At 71.7% G+C, this 23,070-nt stretch carries 20 protein-coding genes, 1 tRNA gene, 1 pseudogene and 1 other annotated feature; of the genes and pseudogenes, 15 read left to right on the forward strand and 7 right to left on the reverse strand.

The genetic code is table 11. The annotated features are described in order from the left end of the window. Positions 1–266: 266 nt before the first annotated feature. The 6 genes from NI17_RS17965 to NI17_RS17990 all read left to right on the forward strand — a co-directional run bounded on the left by NI17_RS17965 (position 267) and on the right by NI17_RS17990 (position 6,325). Entirely contained in the window at positions 267–1,262 is a 996-nt protein-coding gene (locus tag NI17_RS17965; RefSeq protein ID WP_234401675.1) for a sensor histidine kinase, read from the forward strand. Further along, entirely contained in the window at positions 1,262–2,056 is a 795-nt protein-coding gene (locus NI17_RS17970; protein WP_068687992.1) for a LytR/AlgR family response regulator transcription factor, read from the forward strand. Before NI17_RS17965 ends, NI17_RS17970 begins: the two co-directional genes overlap by 1 nt. A gap of 26 nt (positions 2,057–2,082) precedes the next feature. Further along, entirely contained in the window at positions 2,083–2,406 is a 324-nt protein-coding gene (locus NI17_RS17975) for a hypothetical protein (RefSeq protein WP_234401614.1), read from the forward strand. After that, complete coding sequence (locus NI17_RS17980; RefSeq protein ID WP_068687990.1) at positions 2,406–4,094, forward strand: sodium/solute symporter; 1,689 nt, start codon at positions 2,406–2,408, stop codon at positions 4,092–4,094. The genes NI17_RS17975 and NI17_RS17980 overlap by 1 nt, the downstream gene beginning before the upstream one ends. A gap of 267 nt (positions 4,095–4,361) precedes the next feature. Continuing rightward, on the forward strand, positions 4,362–4,712 hold the full coding sequence (locus NI17_RS17985; RefSeq protein ID WP_068687989.1) for a DUF485 domain-containing protein: 351 nt from the start codon (positions 4,362–4,364) through the stop codon (positions 4,710–4,712). Positions 4,713–4,720: 8 nt separating this feature from the next. Next, positions 4,721–6,325 carry a solute symporter family protein gene (locus tag NI17_RS17990; RefSeq protein ID WP_068687988.1) on the forward strand — a complete coding sequence of 535 codons (1,605 nt, stop codon included), beginning with the start codon at positions 4,721–4,723 and terminating at the stop codon, positions 6,323–6,325. A 162-nt stretch (positions 6,326–6,487) separates the two neighbouring features. Here the strand turns inward: NI17_RS17990 and NI17_RS17995 are convergent, their stop codons facing one another. Further along, positions 6,488–7,357, reverse strand: a complete 870-nt coding sequence (locus NI17_RS17995) for a helix-turn-helix domain-containing GNAT family N-acetyltransferase (RefSeq protein WP_068687987.1) — start codon at positions 7,355–7,357, stop codon at positions 6,488–6,490. A gap of 93 nt (positions 7,358–7,450) precedes the next feature. Between NI17_RS17995 and NI17_RS18000 the strand changes: the two genes are divergently transcribed. From NI17_RS18000 to NI17_RS18025, 6 genes are all read left to right on the forward strand, one after another. Then, positions 7,451–8,782 carry an FAD-dependent oxidoreductase gene (locus NI17_RS18000; RefSeq protein WP_068687986.1) on the forward strand — a complete coding sequence of 444 codons (1,332 nt, stop codon included), beginning with the start codon at positions 7,451–7,453 and terminating at the stop codon, positions 8,780–8,782. An 8-nt stretch (positions 8,783–8,790) separates the two neighbouring features. Continuing rightward, on the forward strand, positions 8,791–10,020 hold the full coding sequence (locus NI17_RS18005) for an MFS transporter (protein ID WP_068687985.1): 1,230 nt from the start codon (positions 8,791–8,793) through the stop codon (positions 10,018–10,020). Positions 10,021–10,749: 729 nt separating this feature from the next. Then, positions 10,750–11,934, forward strand: coding sequence for an MFS transporter (locus NI17_RS18010; RefSeq protein WP_234401612.1), 1,185 nt, complete (start codon positions 10,750–10,752; stop codon positions 11,932–11,934). 49 nt (positions 11,935–11,983) lie between these two features. Continuing rightward, positions 11,984–12,790, forward strand: a complete 807-nt coding sequence (locus NI17_RS18015; RefSeq protein ID WP_068687983.1) for a winged helix-turn-helix domain-containing protein — start codon at positions 11,984–11,986, stop codon at positions 12,788–12,790. A gap of 104 nt (positions 12,791–12,894) precedes the next feature. Continuing rightward, positions 12,895–13,251: an ArsR/SmtB family transcription factor gene (locus tag NI17_RS18020; RefSeq protein WP_199859915.1), complete on the forward strand. Its 357-nt coding sequence runs from the start codon at positions 12,895–12,897 to the stop codon at positions 13,249–13,251. 48 nt (positions 13,252–13,299) lie between these two features. Continuing rightward, complete coding sequence (locus NI17_RS18025; protein ID WP_199859914.1) at positions 13,300–14,349, forward strand: metalloregulator ArsR/SmtB family transcription factor; 1,050 nt, start codon at positions 13,300–13,302, stop codon at positions 14,347–14,349. Between the two features lie 57 nt (positions 14,350–14,406). Here the strand turns inward: NI17_RS18025 and arsB are convergent, their stop codons facing one another. Then, positions 14,407–15,507, reverse strand: a complete 1,101-nt coding sequence (gene arsB / locus NI17_RS18030) for an ACR3 family arsenite efflux transporter (protein ID WP_068687982.1) — start codon at positions 15,505–15,507, stop codon at positions 14,407–14,409. A 181-nt stretch (positions 15,508–15,688) separates the two neighbouring features. On the opposite strand from arsB, the gene NI17_RS18035 reads away from it, so the two are divergent. Further along, on the forward strand, positions 15,689–16,102 hold the full coding sequence (locus NI17_RS18035) for an arsenate reductase ArsC (protein ID WP_068687981.1): 414 nt from the start codon (positions 15,689–15,691) through the stop codon (positions 16,100–16,102). 121 nt (positions 16,103–16,223) lie between these two features. Then, positions 16,224–16,904: an arsenate-mycothiol transferase ArsC gene (locus NI17_RS18040; RefSeq protein WP_068687980.1), complete on the forward strand. Its 681-nt coding sequence runs from the start codon at positions 16,224–16,226 to the stop codon at positions 16,902–16,904. Here the strand turns inward: NI17_RS18040 and NI17_RS18045 are convergent. The 4 genes from NI17_RS18045 to NI17_RS18060 all read right to left on the reverse strand — a co-directional run bounded on the left by NI17_RS18045 (position 16,884) and on the right by NI17_RS18060 (position 19,929). Further along, the gene (locus tag NI17_RS18045) at positions 16,884–17,957 is read right to left on the reverse strand and encodes an ArsO family NAD(P)H-dependent flavin-containing monooxygenase (protein ID WP_068687979.1); all 1,074 of its coding nucleotides are present in this window, start codon (positions 17,955–17,957) and stop codon (positions 16,884–16,886) included. The genes NI17_RS18040 and NI17_RS18045 overlap by 21 nt on opposite strands. After that, positions 17,957–18,277, reverse strand: coding sequence for an ArsR/SmtB family transcription factor (locus NI17_RS18050; RefSeq protein WP_068687978.1), 321 nt, complete (start codon positions 18,275–18,277; stop codon positions 17,957–17,959). Before NI17_RS18050 ends, NI17_RS18045 begins: the two co-directional genes overlap by 1 nt. Then, complete coding sequence (gene erm, locus NI17_RS18055; protein WP_119268079.1) at positions 18,271–19,113, reverse strand: 23S ribosomal RNA methyltransferase Erm; 843 nt, start codon at positions 19,111–19,113, stop codon at positions 18,271–18,273. Before erm ends, NI17_RS18050 begins: the two co-directional genes overlap by 7 nt. A 228-nt stretch (positions 19,114–19,341) precedes the next feature. Then, entirely contained in the window at positions 19,342–19,929 is a 588-nt protein-coding gene (locus tag NI17_RS18060; RefSeq protein ID WP_068687977.1) for an RDD family protein, read from the reverse strand. A 708-nt stretch (positions 19,930–20,637) separates the two neighbouring features. On the opposite strand from NI17_RS18060, the gene NI17_RS18065 reads away from it, so the two are divergent. Then, positions 20,638–20,713 (forward strand) — tRNA-Lys (locus NI17_RS18065). A gap of 566 nt (positions 20,714–21,279) precedes the next feature. Here NI17_RS18065 and NI17_RS18070 read toward each other — a convergent pair. Beyond that, positions 21,280–22,451, reverse strand: a pseudogene (locus NI17_RS18070) (IS3 family transposase). Further along, positions 22,060–22,173: a sequence feature (AL1L pseudoknot), on the reverse strand. (Overlaps the previous pseudogene by 114 nt.) Positions 22,452–23,070: the final 619 nt, after the last annotated feature.

Raw genomic sequence — 23,070 nt, forward strand, 5'->3', positions numbered from 1 at the left:
GACGTGAGGTGTTTCATGGGAAACAGGTGGTGCGGCGAAGTGCGGGTCTCCCGCGACGGAAAGCCCCGAAAACGGGACGAACGGTCGCTGAGGCCTCCTCCTGCGGCTGTTCGCAAACTACTATTTACCTTCACGTATCCATCTCACGGGAGTCGCCAGTCGCATCGATGCTGAGGCCGCACATGGATTCGTCGGCCGGTCCACCGCCCCGCCCGGAGCAGTCCAGGGCGCGGCGGTCCCGGTCGCGCCACGATCCCCTGAGGGTGCTGCGCTCCGCTCGCGCGGTCGTGAGCGACCTCAAGGACGGACTCTCGGGGCCGGGCGCCCGCAGGGCCGCGCGGCGGCTGCGGCGGCTGCTGGACGTTCCCGGCCTGGGGTTGGCCGACCTGTCGGGGGCCCTGGTGTGGTCGGGGCAGACCGCCGGCACCGAGGCCGTCTCCGCGCTGGTCGACCAGGTGCTGCGCGGCGAGGTCGCCAAGGACCGGCCGCCCCTGATGGCCGTCCCGGTGTACGCGGGCGACGGGCTCGCCGGGGTTCTGGTGGTCGTCGGGCAGGTGCGCCGGGCCGCGGCGCGCGAGGCCGCCTCCTGGGTCGCCGACGCGGTGGAGCGCGGCCGCCTGGAGGCGTCCGCGGACCGCGCCGAACAGGCCGAACTGCGGGCGCTGCGGGCGGAGATCTCCCCGCACTTCGTCTACAACGCGCTCACCGTGATCTCCTCCCTGATGCGCTCCGACCCCGACCAGGCCAGTGAGCTGATGCTCGACTTCGCCGACTACACCCGCTACAGCCTCGCCCAGCGCGGCGACTACACGACACTGTCCGACGAGTTCCACGCGATCGAGACCTACCTGGCCCTGCAGCGGGCGGTGCTGGGCGACCGGCTCCGCGTCCAGGTCAGGGTCGCCCCCGAGGTGCTGGGTGTGGCCGTGCCCTACCTTGTGCTGCAGCCGCTGGTGGAGAACGCCGTCCGGCACGGCGTCGAACCGCGGGCGGGCACCGGACTGATCCAGGTCACCGGGGAGGCCCAGGGCAACGACTGCGTGATCAGCGTGGAGGACGACGGCGTGGGCATGGACCCCGAGCGCGCCCGGGACATCCTGGCGGGCCGGGGCGGCTCCGACAGCGTGGGGCTGGCGAACGTGGACCGCCGACTGCGCCACGTCTACGGCCCCTGGTACGGACTCGTCGTGGAGACCGCGGTGGACGCGGGCACCCGCGTGGTCGTGCGCGTCCCCAGATTCCAGCCAGGAGTGATGCCGTGATGCTGCCCTCCCCCAACGGCCTACGCGTGCTGGCGGTCGACGACGTCCCGTTGGCGCTGACCGAACTGTGCCGCCTGCTGCGCGCGGCGCCCGAGGTCGGTGAGGTGGTCGCCGCCGACGACCCGCTCAGCGCGCTCCGCAGCATCCAGGGCGACCGGTTCGACGCGGTCTTCCTGGACATCTCGATGCCCGGACTCGACGGGGTGGAGCTCGCCTCGCTGCTGGCCAAACTCAGCGAACCCCCGGTGATCGTGTTCGTGACCGCGCACGAGGAGCACGCGGTCACCGCCTACGGCATCGGCGCGGTCGACTACCTGCTCAAACCGGTCCGGGCCGAACGGCTGGCCATGGCGTTGGCGAAGGTGGTCCGCATGGCCTCGGCCGGCGGCGCTCCCGTGAACACGGGGGCCGTGCGGCGACCCGACGCGATGGCGGTGCTGCCGGTGGAGACGGCCGGGCGCACCCGCTACGTGCGCCGCGGTGACGTGCGGTTCGTCGAGGCCAACGGCGACTACGTGCGGCTGCACACGCCCGAGGGCGTGCACCTGGTCCGGATGCCGATCTCCCGGCTGGAGGAGTACTGGTCCGACTCCGGTTTCCTGCGGGTGCACCGCGGCTACCTGGTGGCGCTGGGCGCGATCCGCGAGTTGCGCAGCGACTCCGCGGGCGGACTGCTGGCGCACACCGATCTGGGAGACGTTCCGGTGAGCCGCCGCCACGCCCGTGAGCTGCGGGAGCAGTTGCTCCGTGCCGCGCAGACCGGTGTGTTCGACAGCTCCGAGCGGGGGGCGTGATGTCGCACCGGCCCAGACGGGTGGCGGTGACGAGCCCGCAGACCCGGCTGGCGCACCTGCGCGGCAGGGCGCGCGGCCGGTGGCGGGTGCCGCGCCTGGACTCCGAGGACGCCGAACGCGCGGCCGTGCTCTACCGCGCCCAGCGCAGACAGGGACTGATCGCCCTGGCGACGGCCGTCACGGTGCTGCTGGGACTGCCGATGGCCTTCGCCGCCTGGCCGGTCCTGGACGGGGTCCGCCTGGCGGGCATCCCGCTGTCCTGGCTGATGCTGGCGGTCCTGCCGTACCCGGCGATGGCGCTGCTGGCCTTCTGGCAGTTGCGCCGGGCCGAACGGCTTGAGCGGCGCTGATGGCGGCGCTTGTCGCGGTGGCCGTCGTCATGGTGGTGACCCTGCTGATCGGGCTGCACGGGGTGGCCGCGATGCGCACCACCTCCGACTTCCTGGTGGCCTCCCGGCGGGTCTCACCGCTGCTGAACTCAGCGGCGGTGTCGGGCGAGTACCTGTCGGCGGCGTCGTTCCTGGGGGTGGCGGGGCTGGTGGTCCGGGACGGGATCGGCGCGCTGTGGTACCCGGTGGGGTTCACCGCGGGCTACATCGCGATGCTCATCCTGGTCGCCGCGCCGATGCGCCGCTCCGGGGCGTTGACCGTCCCCGACTTCGCCGAGGCGCGGCTGGCCTCGCCGGGGCTGCGCCGGCTGAGCGCGCTGGTGGTGCTGGCGATCGGAACGCTCTACCTGGTGCCGCAGTTGCGCACCGCCGGACTGGTGCTCGGCGCGGTCAGCGGTCTGCCCTACTGGGTGGGCGTGGTGATCGCGGGCGTGGTGGTCAGCGCGACGCTCGCGCTCGGCGGGATGCGCGCCGCCACCTACGTGCAGGCGTTCCAGTTCCTGGTGAAACTGCTGCTGTTCATCGTTCCGGCGGTGTGGCTGATCGTGGCGGTGGGGCCGCAGGTGCGCCACGACGCCGTGCACCCGGTGGAGTTCACCCGCTTCTCCGAGGACACCACCGTGGAGTTCCAGGTGGACGTCACGCTGGAGCTGTCCGAGCCGGTGGCGGTGCGCTCCTCCGACGGGACGGACGTCGTGCTCGGCCCCGGCGAGGTGACCGTGGAGGCGGGCGAGACCCTGGAGTTCCCCGGGGGAGCCCCCGTTCCCGGGGTGGGGGGCGGCGGCCCTCCGGGAGGCGAGGGGTGGCACCGGCCGCTGCTCAACCTGAGCGACTACGGGCATCCGCTGCTGGCCACCCTGGCGGTGCTGACCGCCACCGCGCTGGGCACGATGGGGCTGCCGCACGTCCTCATGCGTTTCCACACCAGTCCCGACGGGCGTGCGGCGCGGCGCACCGCGGCGTTCACGGTGGCGCTGCTGGGGGTCTTCTACCTGTTCCCCGGCGTCTACGGGGCGTTGGGGCGGGTGCTGGTGCCGGAGTTGTACCTGTCGGGTGTCACCGACACCGTGGTGGTGGCGCTGCCCTCCCAGGTGTCGGACGGCTGGACGGGCACGCTGATGACCACGCTGCTGACCGTGGGGGCGTTCGCGGCGTTCCTGGCGACCTCGGTGGGGCTGCTGCTGGTGATCTCCGGGGCGATCGCCCACGACCTGCTGCCCGGCGGACTGCGCAGGCTGCGGATCACGGTGCTGGGAGCGGCGGCCGTTCTGGTGCTGTTGGCGCTGCCGTCCGCGCCGCTGGCCGCCGGAGTGCTGGTGACGTGGGGGTTCACGGTGGCCGCGGCGACGTTCTGCCCGTTGCTGGTGCTGGGCATCTGGTGGCCGCGGCTGACCAGGACGGGAGCGGTCAGCGGGGTGCTGGCGGGGCTGCTGAGCACGCTGGGCGCGATCGCCGTGGCGCTGTTCGGTCCGCCGTTGGAGGGGTGGCAGGCGCTCCTCATCACCCAGCCCGCGCCGTGGACGGTGCCGTTGGCGTTCGCGACGATGGTGCTGGTCTCCCTGCGCGGCCAGGCTCCGCCGTGGTCGCGTACCGCGATGCTCCGCCTGCACCTGGACGAGCCGCCCCGCGACGAGCCGCTGGGCCGGTAGGGGCCGCGCCTCGGGGCTGGCTTCCCGGTGGCGGGGACCGGGGCCGACGGCCGGAGCGGTGCCCCACCCGGTCCGCGGGCGCACGACTCTCCCGTTTTGGGTGGTTCTGTCACGCTCGTGTGCCGTTCGTCGACCGTTGGTCGCGTACCTCGTCGCACAGCTCGTCGTTCGATCTCGGGGGTCTTATCGCCCCCATCCCCGCATGCCTACTGTGGCGCAAGCCACATGTGTTCTCCCGCACATCCTTACTGCTGGGGAGGTCCACCAGTGACCCATACCGAGTACGGAAAACCCGTCCAACACGGCCCCGAGCCCGACTGGGAGGCGGTACAGACCAGTCCCGAGTTCCAGGAGCTACGGAGGCGGCTGCGCGTCTTCGTGTTCCCGATGACCGCCTTCTTCCTCGCCTGGTACCTGCTCTATGTCGTGGTCGCCGCCTACGCGTCCGACTTCATGGCGGTCAAACTCGTCGGCAACATCAACATCGGCATCGTCTTCGGGCTGCTGCAGTTCGTGTCGACCTTCGTCATCACCGGTCTGTACGTGCGTTACGCCGGCAGCCGCCTCGACCCCATCGCGGACAAGATCCGCCACGAGATCGAAGGTGAGGACAAGTGACCGAAACGATGCACTCCGCACAGGTCCTGGACTCGATCAACCCGGTCCTCAACTTCAGCGTCTTCGCCGCCTTCGTTCTGATCACCCTGGTGATCGTGTTCCGGGCGAGCCGCAACTCCAAGACCGCCGCCGACTACTACGCGGCGGGACGCTCCTTCAGCGGCGCGCAGAACGGTCTGGCGATCTCGGGCGACTACCTGTCCGCCGCGTCCTTCCTCGGCATCTGCGGCGCCATCGCCATCAACGGCTACGACGGCTTCCTGTACTCCATCGGGTTCCTGGTCGCCTGGCTGGTGGCGCTGCTGCTCGTCGCCGAACTGATGCGCAACACCGCCAAGTACACCATGGGCGACGTGCTGGCCTTCCGCATGCGGCAGCGGCCCATCCGCGCGGCGGCGGCCGTCTCCACCCTCGCGGTCTCCTTCTTCTACCTGCTCGCCCAGATGGCCGGCGGCGGCGCGCTGGTCAACCTGCTGCTGGGCATCGACGGCGAGGCCGCGCAGAACGCGATCATCGCCACCGTCGGCGTCGTGATGATCCTCTACGTGCTGATCGGCGGCATGCGCGGCACCACCTGGGTGCAGATCATCAAGGCCGCGCTGCTCATCAGCGGTGCGGCCGCGATGACCGTGTGGGTGCTGGGCCTGCACGGGTTCAACCTCTCCACCCTGCTCGCCGAGGCGGTGGCCATGGAGGGCGGCAAGGGCGAGGCGCTTCTGGAGCCGGGCGCCAAGTACGGCATCAACGAGATCACCAAGCTGGACTTCCTGTCGCTGGGTCTGGCGCTGGTGCTGGGCACCGCGGGCCTGCCGCACGTCCTGATGCGCTTCTACACGGTGCCCACCGCCAAGGAGGCGCGTCGCTCGGTGGTGTGGGCGATCGCCCTGATCGGCCTGTTCTACCTGTTCACCCTGGTCCTGGGCTACGGAGCGGGTGCGCTGGTGGGTGCCGAGGAGATCGCGGCGGCACCGGGCGGGGCGAACTCCGCCGCTCCGCTGCTGGCACTCGCCCTGGGCGGTCCGGTGCTGCTCGGATTCATCGCCGCGGTGGCCTTCGCCACCATCCTGGCGGTGGTCGCGGGCCTGACGATCACCGCGTCGGCGTCGTTCGCGCACGACGTCTACGCCAGCGTGCTCAAGAAGGGCAACACCGCCCCGGGCAGCGAGGTCCGGGTGGCCCGGATCACCTCCCTGGTGATCGGCGCGGTGGCCATCGTCGGCGGCATCCTCGCCAAGGAGCAGAACGTGGCGTTCCTGGTGGCGCTGGCCTTCGCGGTGGCGGCCTCGGCCAACCTGCCGACGATCCTCTACACGCTGTTCTGGAAGCGGTTCAACACCCAGGGCGCGCTGTGGAGCATCTACGGCGGTCTGGTCATCACGATCACGCTGATCGTCTTCTCCCCTGCGGTGTCGGGGACGGAGACGTCGATGATTCCCAACGCGGACTTCTCCTTCTTCCCGCTCTCCAACCCCGGCCTGGTCTCCATCCCGCTGGCCTTCTTCCTCGGCTGGCTCGGCACCGTGCTCTCCTCGGAGCACAACGCCAAGAAGCAGGCCGAAATGGAGGTCCGCTCCCTCACCGGAGCGGGCGCGGAAAAAGCCGTCTCCCACTGACCAGCCACAACCCGAGACCGCCCCGGAGTTTCCTCCCCTCCGGGGCGGTCTCCCCTTTTCGGACGGCCCCGCCCCGAGGGGGTCGAGACCACAAAACCCCCGGGTCGACCCCCGGAGCCTTCCCCTCGGTGTTCCGTTCGGTGCGGAGACGTCGCGGGAGGGTCAGCAGCACGGTCCAGCGTGTTCCTCCGGGAGTTCGTCGTCGGCGCGGCGGCGTTCCAGGAAGATGGTGTCGCGCCAGCGGCCGTCGAGGCGGCCGATGCGCTCGCGTACGCCCAGGGTGCGAAAGCCCGCGCTGCGGTGCAGGGCGAGGCTGGCCTTGTTCTCGGGGAAGATCGAGGTCTGCAGGGTCCACAGACCACCCCTGTCGGCGGCGGTGACCTGCTGGTACAGCAGTGACCGGCCCACGCCCCGGCCCCGCGCCCCCTCCCCCACGTACACGGAGGTCTCGGCGACGCCCGCGTAGCACTCGCGCGCGGAGACGGGGGAGGCGGCCGCCCAGCCGACGACCGCGCCGTCGATCTCGGCGACCCAGCGGTGGTCGGGCAGCCACCTGGCGTCCAGCTCCGACACCTCGGGCACGTCGGTCTCGAAGGTGGCGTTCCCGGTGGCGATCCCCTCGGCGTAGATGCGGCGCACCTCGGGGAAGTCGCCGTGCTCCATGTGCCGGACGTGCACGTCGGCGGGCAGGTCGGCCGGGCAGCAGGGGCGGGCCGCGAGCACGCCCATGACGACGTCGGCCGCGTGCGGCAGGCCGGTGCAGCAGGCCAGGTTGATCGACACGCGGGTGGCGGTGCCCTCCTTCCGCAACTGCACGAACCTGACGTCGGCGAGTTTGCGCAGGTGGTGTGAGCAGGTGGCCTGGCTGATGCCCAGGACGGCGGCCAGTTCGCCGACCGTGACCTCACCGGGGGCGGTGGCGACCGCGTGCAGCAGTCGCACCCGGGTGGGTTCGGCCAGGGTGGCGAACCAGGAGGCGTAGGTCGCGGCGGCGTCGGCGTCGATCGGGGCGGGAGGTGGCGACACGGTCATGACTTCATTATCGACCACGATCGATGGTTGCGTCCATCGATGAATGTCGATAGATTCGCATCGATCGATTTCCGTCGATGAAAGGATCGGACGATGTCCGAACAGCTTCCTGTCGTGGTGATCGGCGCCGGACCGGTCGGCCTGGCCGCCGCCGCGCACGCGGTCGAACGCGGTCTGCCGGTCACAGTGCTGGAGAGGGGTTCGGGGCCGGGCGCGGCGGTGCGCGAGTGGGGACACGTGCGGCTGTTCTCGATGTGGCGGGACCTGGTCGACCCGGCCGCCGAGCGACTGCTCACGCCGACCGGCTGGACGCGCCCCGACGACGCCCGCTACCCCACCGGCGCCGAGTGGGTCGAGGACTACCTGGCCCCGCTGGCCGCGGCGCTGGGCGAGCGGGTGCGGTTCGACGCCGAGGTCGTGGGCGTGAGCAGGCGGGGCCGGGACCGTCTGGTGGACGCCGGACGCGCCGAGTCCCCGTTCACCGTCCGGGTGCGCACCGGCGGCGGCGAGGAGCGCCTGCTCGCCCGCGCCGTGGTCGACGCCTCCGGCACCTGGGTCGCCCCCAACCCGCTGGGCGGCGACGGCCTGCCCGCGATCGGCGAGACGGCCGCGGCCGAGCGGATCACCTACCGCATCCCCGACCTGTCCGACCCCGCCACCCGTGAGCGGTACGCCGGGCGCCGCACCGCCGTGGTGGGCCGCGGCCACTCGGCGCTGACCGCGCTGGTGGCCCTGGCCGAACTCGCCGAGACCGCACCCGGCACGCGGGCGGTGTGGGTGCTGCGCCGCGGCGAGATCGGCGACGCGTTCGGCGGCGGGGAGGCCGACCAGTTGGCCGCGCGCGGCGCGCTGGGCCTGCGCGCCAGGGCCGCGGTCGAGGCCGGCTCCATCGAGGTGGTGACCGGGTTCCGCACCACCGAGGTGCGCCGCGACGGCGACGGCGTGGTGCTGGTCGACGAGAGCGGCCGCGCTCTGGAGGCGGCCGGGGTGGTGGCGCTGACCGGGTTCCGTCCGGACCTGTCGTGGCTGTCGGAGATCCGGCTCGGCCTGGACCCCGCCCTCCAGGCCCCGGTGAAGCTGGCCCCGCTGATCGACCCCAACGTGCACTCGTGCGGCACCGTCTACCCGCACGGGGCCGCCGAACTGGCCCATCCCGAACCCGGTTTCTTCCTGGCGGGCATGAAGAGCTACGGCCGCGCTCCGACCTTCCTCGCGCTCACCGGCTTCGAGCAGGCGCGCAGCGTGGTGGCGGAGATCGCCGGGGACCACGAGTCGGCGGCACGTGTGGAGCTGACCCTGCCGGAGACCGGGGTGTGCGGCGGATCCGGCCTGTTCGACGACCCGGACTCCACGGCCGAGGGCGGCTGCTGCGGCGGAGGGGCGCCCCAGGTCGTCGAACTGGGACAGCCGTCCCTGTCGAGCTGACCGACCGTATGGAGACAACCGACACCTCCCGCGCGGCCGGACCGGTCCGGGTCCGGCCGCGCGGGGCGGCGGCGGCCCTGGCCGCCCTGTGCGTGACGGTGACCACGAGCTACGGGGTGCTCTTCTACGCCTTTCCGGTGCTGGCGCTGCCGATCACCGCCGACACCGGGTGGCCTCTGGTGGCGACCACGGCCGCGTTCTCCCTCGCCCAGGTCGTGGGGGCGCTGGTCGGCGTCCCGGTGGGCCGGTGGCTGGACCGGTACGGGCCGCGCACGGTGATGACCCTCGGCGCCGCCGTCGCCGCCCCCGCCCTGGCGGGGATCGCGCTCGCCCCCGACCTGTGGTCCTTCGCCGCGGCGTGGCTCGTGGCCGGGGCGACGATGGCCGCGCTGTTCTACCCTCCGGCGTTCGCGGCGCTCACCCGCTGGTACGGCCCCGACCGGGTGCGCGCGCTGACCGCGCTCACCCTGGTCGCCGGACTCGCCAGCACGATCTTCGCGCCGCTGACCGCCGCCCTCGACGGCTGGCTGGGCTGGCGGGGCGCCTATCTCGTACTGGCGGCGGTCATGCTGGTGGTCGCCGTACCGCTGCACGCCCTCGCGCTGCGGCCGCCCTGGACCCCCGCGGCCGACGCGCCGCCGCACGACGACGCGCGGGAGCCGGGAACGGTCCGCTCCGTGGTGCTGAGTCCGGCGTTCCTCGCCCTGACCGGAGCGCTGACGCTGGGCGCGTTCGGGGTGTACGCGGTTCCGGTCAACATGGTCCCGCTGCTGGACGAGCGTGGTGTGGCCGCGGGTGCCGCGGCGTGGGTGCTGGGCGTCACGGGCATCGGCCAGGTGCTCGGCCGCCTCCTCTACGCCCCGCTGGACCGGCACACGGGTGCCGCCACCCGCCTGGCGGCCGTACTCGCGGTCTGCGCGCTCACGACGGCGTTGCTCGCCGCGGTGCCCGGACCGGTGTCGGTGCTCCTCGCCGTGTCGATGCTGGCGGGGGTGGGGCGGGGTGTCTTCACCCTGCTGCACGCCACCGCGGTCAGCGACCGGTGGGGCACCGCCCGCTACGGCACCCTCAACGGCATCCTGCACGCGCCGCTGTCCCTGGTCAGTGCGGTGGCCCCGGCGGCGGGCGCCTTCCTGGCCGGGCTCCTCGGCGGCTATCCCGCGCTCTTCGCGCTGCTCGCGGCCACCGCGGTGGCGGGTGTTGTCCTCGCGCCGCTTTCGCGGCCCTCCCGCGGGTGATCCCGCGCGCCGGAGAGCGCCCGCACCGACCTGACCGTGGAAAGGAGGAGTCTCCGTGGCGTCCGCGCCGGTTCCCGTTGGCACCGGGGTGTCTCGTCGAGGTCTGAGTGTTGGGTTCTGCGGTGGGCGCGGGGGTCTTCGCGGAGCACACGAGGAAAGGACGAGGCATTCCACCCCGGCCGTCCGGAGTGGGTCCCCACGGGTTGGCGGCGACTGGTCGAGGCGCCCCGGGCGCCGAGTCCGGGCACGCCTCCACGGGCGGACCAGCCGAAGGAACACCGGCCACCCCGGGGGCAGCGCCCTGTGGGGCGGGACCGTCGCCGAGGGTGCGGGAAGGTGGGGCCGTGTCCGGACTCGGCGCCCGGGGCGCCTCGACCGGACATCGGCAGCCGGTGGTGTCCCGCTTCTGGAGGGTTCTGTGGAATGCCTCGACCTCGTCGGGGCGCGGCGGAACCGCATCCGCCGCGAACCCGACCATCAAACCTCGACCGGTGTCGTGCAGCGGCGCGCCGAAACGGCGCCGGCACGGGGAACCGGGTGCCCCCGACCATTTTCTTCGCAGGTCAAAGGAGTGTCGCCGGAGAAGCGGAGTTCGGCGAACCACCGAACTGGAACGCCGCTCCGTGCTCCACTTACTGTATGGAGTCAATTGGTGACGCTTATGTAATAAATACAGTTCAGAGCAGGTCTCACCGGGCGACAACGGTACTGGTGACGCTGTGCGTCACCGTGACCCTCAGTCGCGGCGTGCTGTACTACAGCTTCCCGGTGCTGGCGCTGCCGATCACCGCCGACACCGGGTGGCCGCTGGTGGCGACCACGGCCGCGTTCTCCCTCGCCCAGATCGTCGCGGCGGTGGCCGGAATCCCGGTGGGCCGGTGGCTGGACCGGTACGGGCCGCGCACGGTGATGACCCTCGGCGCCGCCGTCGCCGCCCCCGCCCTGGTCGCCGTCGCGTTCGCCCCCGGCCTGTGGTCCTTCGCCGCGGCGTGGCTCGTGGCCGGGTCGACGATGGCCGCCCTTTCCTACTCCCCCGCGTTCGTGGCGCTCACCCGCTGGTACGGCCCCGACCGGATACGGGCGTTGACGACGTTGACCCTGGTCGCCGGACTCGCCAGCACGATCTTCGCCCCGCTGGCCGCCGCCCTCGACGGCTGGCTGGGCTGGCGGGAGGCCTACCTGGTCCTGGCGGCGGTCATGCTGGTGGTCGCCGTACCGCTGCACGCCCTCGCGCTGCGCCTGCCCTGGCCGCCGGATTCCGCGGACCGGTCGGAGGACGCCGCGCGGGAGTGCGGCGGCGTCCGCTCCGTCGTGTGCAGCAGGGCGTTCCTCGTGCTGACCGGGGCACTGACCCTGGGCGCGTTCGGTGCCTACGCGGTACCGACGAACCTGGTGCCGCTGCTGGTCGAACGCGGACTGGACACCAACGTCGCGGCGTGGGTCCTGGGCGCCGGCGGGATCGGCCAACTGCTCGGCCGACTCGCCTACGGTCCGCTGCACCGGCGCACCGGAGTCCGCGCCTGCTCGGTCACCGTACTCGCGACCTGCGCGTTCACCGTCATGCTGTTCGCCGCGGTGCCCGGACCCGTGGCGGCGCTGTTCGCCGTCTCCGTACTGGCGGGAACGGGACGGGGCCTGTTCATCCTGCTCCAGGCCACCGCGGTCAGCGACCGGTGGGGCACCGCGCACTACGGAACCCTCAGCGGTGTCCTGCACACTCCGGCGACCGTCGCCATCGCCCTGGGCCCCGGAGCGGGCACCCTCCTCGCCGAGTTCCTCGGCAGCTACCCCGAACTCTTCGCCCTGCTCGCGGCCACCGCGGCGACCGGCACCGCCCTGGCGTCGGGTTCGTGTCCCCCGCGGCGGTCACACCCGCGGGAGTCCGCGTGCCCGGGAAGCCCGGAGGGCGCCTGAACCTCTCCCTCCTCCCCTCCCCTCTCCCCACTCTCTTCGGAAGGCGGTCATGGAACGTTTCCCCCTCATCGTCATCGGCGGCGGCCAGTCCGGTCTGGCCACCGCGCACGCCGCCGCCCGGATGGGCGTGCGCGCCCTCGTCCTGGAGGCCGCCGCCGTGACCGCCGCGACCGGAGGTTTCTCCCGGCCGCACCGCCCCGACCTTCCCGGTCTGGCCGACTTCACCGGACGGGTGCTGCACTCGGCCGAGTACCGCACGCCGGAGCCGTTCGCGGACCAGCGGATCGTGGTGGTGGGCGGCGGGAACTCCGCGGTGCAGATCGCCGTGGAACTGGCCGGGACCGCGCGCGTCAGCCTGGCCACGCGCGCGCCGCTGTCCTTCCTCCCCCAGCGCCCGCTCGGCCGCGACCTGCACTGGTGGCTCGTCCGCAGCGGTCTGGACGCCGCCCCGATCATGCGGCTCCCGCGCTCCGGGGCCACCCCGGTGCTCGACGACGGCCGCTACCGCGCCGCGCTGGCCTCGGGCAACCCGGACCGGCGCCCCCTGTTCGCCCGGCTGCGGCGGGGAGTCATCGAACTCGACCCGCTGGGCTACACCCTGCGGGTCGCGGGCCGCCTGGTCGACCTGTCCCCGCGCGAGTTCGAACTGCTGCGCCACCTGCTGGAGCACGCGGGGCGGGTGGTCAGCCGGAACCAGTTGTGGCGCGAGGTCTGGCGCAAGACCACGCCCATGGCGAACAACACGATCACCGTCCACATCCGCCGGCTGCGCAACAAGCTCGGGGAGAGCGAGATCAACCCCCGCTTCGTCCACACCGTGCGCGGCCTGGGCTACCGGCTCGACCCGGAGGGGTGAGCCCCGGCCGGGAGCCCGTCTCCCGGCTCCGCGCGCGGTCCGCCACGCGCTCCGTGGCGCCGCCGCCACGTCGGAGGTCCTGGGGAGCCCACTAAACTGCGGCTGTGAACCAGGCGGATTTCAGCACGCATCCCGCGGAGCCGGGCACGGGGGACGGACGTCCGCCGCCCAACTCCGAGGCCGCCCTGTCCGCCGAGACCGCCGAACGCATCGCGGACACCCTGCGCGCCCTCGCCGATCCCACGCGGCTGCGGCTGCTGACCATGCTGCTGAACGCCCCCTCGGGAGAGGCGTGCGTGCAGGACCTGGCCACGCCGCTGGCGACCTCGCAGCCCACGGTCAGCCACCACCTGAAGATCCTCGCCGCGGCCGGGCTGGTGCGCCGGGACAGACGCGGCAAGCGGTCGTGGTACTCCATCCGTGAGGAGCGGGTCGCTCTGGTACGCGGTCTGCTGGGTTGAGGTCTCTCATCCGTGGACAGTCATATAGACAACCATAAAAATAGGAGAGTGTCTATATCTCCCATGCTTGCCGACGCCACGGCCCAGCGGTTGGCCGCCCAACTCAAACTCCTCGGCGAGCCGGTGCGCCTGCGCCTGATGAGCCTGGCCGAGGCCGCCCCCGCCTCCGGGGTGCGCGCGGGTGAGCTCGCGGCCGCCTTCGACCTGACCCAGCCGACCGTCAGCCACCACCTCAAAGCCCTGAACGAGGCGGGGCTCGTGGCCTGCGAGCGGGACGGCAACCAACTCCTCTACCGGGCCACCCCCGCGGCCCGGCGGCTGCTCGCGGTCCTGCGCGGACTGCTCGGCGGAGACGGCGGAACGCTTCCCGACTCGGCCGACGACCTGCGCGGCATCCTCGACGCGCTCGGCGGCGCGGAAGAGCCCCGCCCCTCCTCCCCGCCGCGGCCCTCGCCCCGCCCGCTGCCCGGTCTGCTCGACCCCGAGGACCTGCTCCACCGTGTGCAGGAGCGCCTCGTCATCCGCTTCACCGGGGTCTTCAGCGCCGAGACCGTCCGCCGCTACCTGCGCGACTCCTACGAGCGACTCGCCGCCAGCGCCGCCGTCACCGCCCACCTGCCCGCGCTGACCGAGCGCTTCGCCGCCGACCGTCTGGCCTCCATCGCCCGCCGCGAGGGCCTCCTGCACAAGGCCGTGCCCGAGGTGCTGTTCGTGTGCGTGCACAACGCGGGCCGCTCCCAGATGGCCGCCGGCCTGCTGCGCAGCCTGGCGGGCGAGCGGGTCGTCATCCGCTCGGCCGGCTCCACCCCCGCCGAGGGCGTCGACAGCGGGGTCCGCGCCGCGATGGCGGAGATCGGCATCGACCTGGCCGCCGAGTACCCCAAACCGCTCACCGACGACGTGGTGCACGCCGCCGACATCGTGGTGACCATGGGCTGCGGCGACGCCTGCCCCGTCTACCCGGGCAAGCGCTACCTGGACTGGGAGATCCCCGAACCGGCGAACCGCTCCACGGTGGACGTGCGGGGCATCCGCGACGAGATCGAGCGGCGCATCCGCACCGAACTCCTCCCCGAACTGCTGCACGGCGCTCCCTAGAACGCGTGCGGCGGCGGACGGGCCACGCCGTCCGCCGCCGTCGGGAGGGATCGGGGATCAGGCGGTATCGGCCGCCTTGACGGGGGTCGGCCGCTCCGTGCCGCCCGGGAAGAAGCGCCGCACCCACAGCGACACGTAGACCAGGCCGACCAGCACCGGCACCTCGATGAGCGGACCGACGACCCCGGCCAGCGCCTGGCCGGAGGCCGCGCCGAACACGCCGATCGCCACGGCGATGGCCAGCTCGAAGTTGTTGCCCGCGGCGGTGAACGCCAGCGTCGTCGCCCGCTCGTAGCGCAGCCGGACCAGCCATCCCAGCAGCATCGACAGGCCCCACATGAGGGCGAAGTAGAGCAGCAGCGGGTTGGCGATGCGCGCCACGTCCAGCGGCTGGGAGGTGATCGCGTCGCCCTGGAGGGCGAAGAGGAGCACGATGGTGAACAGCAGTCCGTACAGGGCGACCGGGCCGATACGGGGCAGGAAGCGCTCCTCGTACCAGGCGCGGCCCCTGGCGCGCTCGCCGAGGGTGCGGGTGAGGTAGCCCGCGACCAGGGGGATGCCGAGGAAGATCAGCACGCTCTTGGCGATGTCCCAGGCCGACACGTCGATACCGGACTGCGGCAGGCCCAGCCAGCCGGGCAGCACCTCCAGGTAGAACCAGCCCAGCACGCCGAACATGAACACCTGGAAGACGGAGTTGAGCGCCACGAGGACGGCGGCGGCCTCGCGGTCGCCGCAGGCCAGGTCGTTCCAGATGATCACCATCGCGATGCAGCGGGCCAGGCCGACGATGATCAGCCCGGTGCGGTACTCGGGCAGGTCGGGCAGGAACAGCCAGGCGAGCGCGAACATCACCGCCGGGCCGACCAGCCAGTTCAGCACCAGGGAGGGGATGAGCAGCCGGTGGTCGCGGGTGACGGTGTCCAACCGGTCGTAGCGGACCTTGGCCAGCACCGGGTACATCATCAGCAGCAGGCCCAGGGCGATCGGCAGCGACACCCCGTCGATCTCGACGGCCTCCAGCACTCCCTGGAGCCCGGGCACCATCCGGCCCAGCAGGAGTCCGGCGGCCATCGCCAGGCCGATCCACACCGGCAGGAACCGGTCGAGCGTGGACAGCCGTCCGGTCGCCCGCGCGGCGGGCGCGCGGCTGTCCATCGTGGATTCAGCCACCGTCGCGACCTCCTCTGTCATCGTCGTGTCAGTGTGGGAAACACCCCGAACACCATACATCGACTCACGTTGATATCAACAGCTATTGATGTATCGTCGTGGTGTCGCACAATATCCCCTGGTCCGCCACTGACCAGGGGACCGTTCCCGAAGAGAGGTCGTCCCGGTGTCGGACAAACCCAGCGTGCTCTTCGTCTGCGTGCACAACGCAGGCCGCTCCCAGATGGCCGCCGGCCTGCTCGCCCACCTGTCGGGCGGCGCGGTGGAGGTCCGCTCCGCGGGCTCCGCCCCCGCCGAGTCGATCAACCCGGTCGCGGTGGAGGCGATGCGCGAGATCGGCATCGACATCACCGCCGAGCACCCCAAGGTGCTCACCGACGACGCGGTGCAGGCCAGCGACGTCGTCATCACCATGGGCTGCGGCGACGCCTGCCCCTACTTCCCCGGCAGGCGCTACCTCGACTGGGAGCTCGACGACCCGGCCGGGCAGCCCCTGGAGAAGGTGCGTCCCGTCCGCGACGAGATCCGCCGCCGCGTCGAGGGCCTGCTCGCCGAGCTCGGCGTCACCCCGGTGCGCTGACCCCCGGCTCCGCCGCCCTCGGGCGGCACAGCCATGGACTTTCACATAGAGACTCATCAAAATAGACATGTCCCTATTTAGACAGTTGTCGTAGTTGTCCTGGAAGGCGGAGACCACAACGATGAGGCCCGACCAGCCGCTGCCCGGCCTGCTCTCCCCCCAAGCCCTGCTCGGACGGGTCAGCGACCGGCTCGCCGCCCGCTTCACCGGCGTGTTCGCCGCCGAGACCGTACACCGGCACGTCGACGAGGCCTATCGGGCGCTCGCCGTCACCGCGTCGGTCGCCGCCTACCTGCCCGCGATCACCGAGAAGTTCGCCGCCGAACAGCTCACCGCGGTGGCCCAGGCCCGGGGCCTGATTCCCAAGGAGCGTCCCGAGGTGCTGTTCGTGTGCGACCACAACGCCGGGCGCTCCCAGCTCGCCGCGGCGCTGCTGCGCGAACACACGGGCGGCCGGGTCGGCATCCGCTCGGCCGGTTCGCGTCCGGCGGACTCGGTCGACCCGAACGTGCGCGAGGCACTGCGCGAGATCGGCCTGGACACCGCCGACGCCTTCCCCAAACCGCTCACCGACGCCGTGGTCCAGGCGGCCGACGTCGTGGTGACCATGGGCTGCGGCGACGCCTGCCCCGTCTACCCGGGCAAGCGCTACCTCGACTGGAACGTCTCCGACCCCATGGGCCGCCCCCTGGACGAGGTCCGCGCGATCCGCGCCGCGATCGAGGTGCGGGTGGTACGGCTGACCGCCGAACTCACCCGGGCCGACAGCGCCGAAGGGGAGTCAGGCGTCCGGTCGCAGTGACGCGGTGATCTCGGCGACCGCCTGCTTGGCGGCCCGACCCGCGCCGATGATCGTGGCCGACGCCGGACCGGTCCAGTCGCCGTAGCCGACCAGGTGCAGCCGGGGCTCGGCCACACTGCGGGTGCCCTCCGTGGCGATCCGGCCGTCCGGGCCGCGCGGGTCCAGCGGCGCCAGGTGGTCCAGTACCGGACGGAATCCCGTGCACCACAGCACGGCGTCGAAGTCCCGCGCGGTGCCGTCGGCCCACACCGCCCCGGTCTCGGTCAGCCGCTCGAACATCGGGTCGGCCTTCAGCGCGCCCCTCTCGCGCGCCGCCCGGACAGCGGGCACCACCACGATGTCCCCCAGTCCCGCCACCCCGCCGTCGCCGTCCGCTCCCGCGGCACGCGCGCGGACGTGGCGGGTGGCGACAGCGAACAGCGCACGCCCGTCCAGGTCGTCGGGCAGGAAGCGGGGCGGCCGCAGTGTCGCCCACACGGTGTCGGCGACCTCGGACACCTCGGCGAGGATCTGCGCCGCCGAGTTGCCGCCGCCCACCACGAGCACCCGCTGCCCGGCGAACCCGTCGGGACGGCGGTAGTCGACCGTGTGCAGCTGCCGCCCGGCGAAACGGTCGCGGCCGGGGCAGTGCGGCACGTACGGCGCACGCCAGGTCCCGGTGGCGCTGACCACGCGGCGCGCCCGCCACGTACCGGCGTCGGACTCCACCGCCAACAGCCGCCCGGCACGGCGCACCGCCGCCACCCGGACGGGGCGGCGCACCGGCAGCGCGTAGCGCTCCTCGTAGGCGGTGAGGTAGCGCACGACGTGGTCGGCGGTCGGGTACTCCTCCCCCTCCTGCTCGGGCATCCACCAGCCGGGCAGCGGGCTGTGCGCGGCGGGGGAGAACAGCCGCAGCGAGTCCCAGTAGTGCTGCCAGGAGCCGCCGGGGCGCTCCTCCGCGTCGAGGATCACATACGCAAGCCCCGAGCGGCGCAGGAAGTACCCGGCAGCCAGTCCGGCCTGGCCGCCGCCGACCACGACGACGTCGTGGATCCGGTCGGGTTCGGCCATCAGTCGCACGGCCGGTAGGAGCCCCGCGCCCGCTCGGCGTCGGCCGCCAGGCTCCCGATGGCCCGCGCCACCTCGGCGACGGCGTCGGGACGCAGCCGGTAGTAGGTGAACCGGCCTCTCGGTTCGGTCTCCACGAACCCGGCCTCCCGCAGGATCCTCAGGTGGTGGCTGATCGTGGGCTGCCGCGCCCCGGTCTCCTCGACCAGGTGGCAGGTGCACATCTGCTCCCCGGCCAGCAGGCGGACGATCCGTGCGCGCAGCGGATCGCCGAACAGTTTGACCACGGCTTCGTCTGCGACCCCGTCAGCAGATATCAACATTCTTTGATATCACCATGCCTCCCGCGCCCCGTCAAACCTCTGCGCCGCGGCGTCGGCGCGCCCGGCCCGCCGCCCGTCTCCACGAGCGTCCACAGCGCGGCCCACTGCCGCGCGGTGAGGTCCTTGGGCAGGGCGCGCGGGGCCACGCGGTGGGCGCACAGCCAGTCGCGCAGCGCCGGGCGGGGAATCCGGCCGGTCCGGGCGAGGATCTCGGCCAGGCCGCGCCCCGGTCCGGTGAACACCTGGGCGACGAACCGCTGGTAGCGCCTCCGGTCGGCGACCAGGGGCTCGGGTCTGCGGGTGACGGAGAGCAGACCGCCGTCGACGGACGGGACCGGCCGGAATGACCGTGCGGGGATGCGCGCGTGCACGGTGAACTCGTACCAGGGCCACCAGGACGCGGTCAGCAGCGACGCGCCTCCGATTCCGGCCCGGCGGCGGGCGGCCTCCCACTGCGTCACCAGGATCGCGGTGTGCCAGTGCGGTACCGCGAGCAGGCGGCGCAGCGCGGCCGTGGTGAGGTGGAACGGGATGTTTCCGACAACGACGTGCGGGACCCGCGGCAGCCGGAACCGCAGCAGGTCGTCGTTGACGACGGTGACGCCGTCGGCGACCCGCCGCCTCAGCCGCCGCGCGCGCCGGGGGTCGAGTTCGACGGCCGTGAGCGGCCTGCCCAGTCGGCTCAGCGGGAGGGTGAGGGCTCCGTCGCCCGCCGCGATCTCGACGATCGGCCCGCGGATCGCGGAGACGAGATGGTGGATGTCGGCGATGACCGCCCGGTCGACGAGGAAGTTCTGACCGAGTTCGTGGCGTCCGCCATGACGGGAGTGGGACATGGGTGTGGGCTCCGCGTAGCAGGTGGAGCCGGGCAGCACAGAACGCCGCACCGGCGCTGGACCCGGACGCGGCGGAACCGGAGACGGTGGTCGGCTCCGCCGCTAGGCGCGGCGGAGCCGGATCATGAAGAACGCTGCTGTTGCACCCACGGACGGCACCGTAACAGGATGGCGGGGCGGCGGCACGCCGTTTTCTCCGCCGCCCCGGCGGACGCCGGAGCGCGCCGGTCAGCCCACGTGGGGAGGCCAGGGGTACTGAGGAGGGTGGGAGGGCTGGGGGGCGTACGGGGCGAAGACGGGCTGCGGCGGATACAGCTCACGGAGCCGCTTCTCGTCAATGACCACCGTCCTGGCCACCTTGTCGTGCAGGCACTGCCACCCCGGCCGGTCCCACACCATCCACAGCACGTTGAGCTGCGCGAGCACGGGAATCCAGTTGACCAGGTAGTAGAGGCCCGGCGAGTAGCACAGCGCCCGCAGCGCGGCCCGCCCGGAGGAGACCCGACCGCCGTCGGCGGCGTTGACGATCCGCATGCCGAGCAGGCGTTTGCCGGCACTCTGGCCGAGGGAGCGGACCAGCAGCCACTCGTACCAGAAACCCGCACTGACCAGAGCCCCGGGCAGGAAGAACATCTGCCACAGGGGCGCGTTGTCCAGGTCACCGCCGTTGATGACGAGGAGTACGGCGGTCACGGTCAGCCCGGCCACGAGACTGCAGATGAATACCAGGGCCCCGTCGAGAATCCGGGCGAGCAGGCGCATGAAGGGGTCGGCGATCGGCAGCAGCGGCGGCTGCCCCGGCTTCGGCTCCGGCACCTGGTAGAGCCTGTCCTGCGAGGTCGGCGCCGTCGCAACGTAGGGGTGGGGTCCGGCGGGGAACCGCTGCGGGACGGGTTGATGGGGATAACCGCCCTGGTGAGGCTGTGGCGGCATGGGCTGTTGGGGGTACATGGGGTCTCCTGGTTCCGCTTTCGTGGGGAGATCCGCGGGCCGGCGGCTCGCCGCGTGCGTCGCGTGGAATAGCGCCGGGTGTGACTCGATCGGAGCGCGCCGACCGGTTCCGTAGGCCGCGGCGAACAGGACGCCCGGTCGTGGCGACCGCGTCAAGAGTGGGAGGAATCTCCTCCGGAGTCAAGTCGACACCGACGGTGGCCGTGGACGTCACGGAAGACCGCCCCGACCCGGGCGTGCCCACACGGGTCCCGAGACGGTTTCCGAAGCGCCGCCTCGGTTCTCCGACGACAGCGCTGGTGTGAGGCCCGGTGGCGTGCGCGGCATCCCACCGCCGGGCCGCGCGACCGTGCGAAGCGGCGCCTCTCGACTCACGGAGCGCCCGGGGCGAACGGTCCCGCTTCAGTGGCCGTATGTGGCCATCCGGTCGGCGTGTCGTTCCCGCCTCGCGGACGCGGGACTCGCCTCTGTGAGGCGGCACAACCCGGCCTTACGCCCCCGGATGCCGCACTCCGCCCGAAAAACCGTTACGCTTACAGGAGCGTGTATGGCACCCTAGGCGGTGCGACGCTCGGGCCATTAGCTCAACTGGCAGAGCAGCGGACTTTTAATCCGCGGGTTCAGGGTTCGATCCCCTGGTGGCCCACCACACAACCCCAGGTCAGAGCCGGTTTCACCGAGGCCCGGGCCTGGGGTTTCGCGCTGTGTTGGCTCTGTGTTGGCTCTTAAGTTCGCGCTCCCAACATCCGCGCAGGCCGAACCTCCGATTGCGGGTTCTCCCAGCCACCAGAGATGGCCGGTATCGGCCATGTGCCCTGTTCCGCCGCGATCAGATAGGGGCGCACCAACGGGCCGGGATCGTTGTCCTCAACGTCCACGGACCGGCGGGGGGTGGGAACCAGGACCGGTTCACTGCCGCGGTGGCGTCCCCGGTAGGTCTGCCCGCTCGCCCCGGAACCGGGAGCACCTTGCTGGTGGCCACGCAGGGCGGCCCACTGGCGGATCAGCGCGGCGAGTTGCTGGTCCGCCGGGTCCTGCTCTGCTTTCTCGGTCCGCCACCGGATGGGCGGGACGTTTTGGACGCTCGGCGCGGGAGTGCGGTCGTGCGGGGCCCGCGCCGGGGTGGGCGGTCGGGGTCCGGTCGCGGTGCCCTCTGGCCGGAGCCTGCGGACGGGGGCTGGTTCGCAGACGAAGAGGTGTTCCGTACCGGGTTCTTTAGAGACTCGGAACCAACGCTTCGACTTCTGCTGAGGCAGACTCATACTGGTAGAAGTCGTCTTCGAACTCCGCTGGCGGGACCAGGCCGATCTCGCCGTGCAGACGGCGGTGGTTGAACCAGTCCACGTACTCGGCCACCGCGATCTCCACCTCGTCCAGGTTCTTCCAGCGCCCGCGGTTGCGGATCAACTCGGCCTTGAACAAGGAGTGGAACGCCTCGGCCAGGCGTTGGGTGGAGCGCACCGCCAGGTACCGCACGCCCCGGTCGGAGTGGTGGACCAGGCCGTCGACGCTGCGGCCGACGTGCGCCCGGTTGCCCACCGCCATCTCCAACGCGTCCAACGCCAGGTCAGTGCGCAGCGACTTCGACACCTGCCAGCCCACCACACGGCGGGAGAACACATCGATCACGAACGCCGCGTAGACCCACCCGGCAAAGGTGCGGATGTAGGTGATGTCGGCCACCCACAACCGGTTGGGCGCATCAGCGACGAACGCGCGTTCCACCAGGTCCGGGCGCGTGTCCGGGACTGATCCCGGCACGGTGGTGCGCGGGTTCTTGCCGCGGGTGATGCCGCGCAGACCCGCCCGACGCATCAGCCGGTGGACGGTGCAGCGGGCCACCCGGTGGCCTTGGCGGTTGAGTTCGGCGTGGACCTTACGCACCCCGTCCACGCCGTGGTTGTCGGCGTGCACGGGGCGGATCTTTTCGGTGGTGGCCTCATCGGTACGTGAGCGCAGCGAGGAAGGCCTGGTCTTGGCCGCGTGGTAGGTGGATGGGGCGACCTGCAAAGTGGTGCAGATCGGCTCGACCCCGAACTGGGCACGGTAGGTGTCGATGTAGGCCACTACCTGGTGTGTGGGCGGTCGAGCTCCGCCGCGAAAAAAGCCGAGGCCGACTTCGGGATCGCGTTGGCCCGGCGCAGTTCACGCACCTCGCGCTCGAGCTCGGCCAGACGCTGGGCCTGGTCGGTGGTGGTGCCAGGCCGGTCACCGGCATCCACCTCGGCTTGGGTGACCCAGTTGCGCAGAGTCTCGCGGTTGACACCGAGCTGATCGGCGATGCGTGCGATGGCGCCGTCGCGGGTGGCCGCGTTCCGGCGGGCCTCCACTGCCAAGCGGGTGGCGCGTTCGCGCAGCTCATCGGGGTACTTCCTCGGTGCTGGCATGTCTCTCACCCTTCCCAGGATTGAAAGCCTCCATCACACCCGGCACGAAACAGCTCACTGTCGGAATCGGTTCGTGGCACTCGAGCAGCTCGGATCTGCAAGGATCGCCGGGCGGATCGAGGCTACGGGGCTGCTCGGTCTGGCTGACAGGGACTGTGTCAGCCAGACCCCGAAAATGGCGTTCGTTCAAGGGGCGGAGAAAGCCTGCAGCGGAAGAAAGACGTCAACTTCACCCACACCAGGCTCCGTGGCCCCGGTGAGCAGGCTGTCACTCAACTCAAGGGTCGGCACGTCCTTTGCAGGTTGCGCTGCTGCCCCCACCGGGTCGGTGAACTCGTCCGAGCGGTACTGGTCCTTCAACTTCCGTGAAGCAGGATGAAAAGACCCATCAAGAAAACCCCAATAGAGATTAAATGTCATCCGAAGGAGAAGTGTCTCTCTTCTCATTCCAAACTTTGATTATAGATTCTCGGGCGTCCAGCCTGAGTTCTCCGTCAGGCGTAAAAGCGACCACAATAGCACTTATTTCCGAGCCCACTTCAGGGAAGCATTCCTCATAGGCCCTCGAGCGGTCGTCAAAAAGAAGAACAGCGTCAACAAAGGCAGGAAATTTAATCTC

It is taken from the genome of Thermobifida halotolerans, from assembly GCF_003574835.2.
Lineage (GTDB): Bacteria > Actinomycetota > Actinomycetes > Streptosporangiales > Streptosporangiaceae > Thermobifida > Thermobifida halotolerans.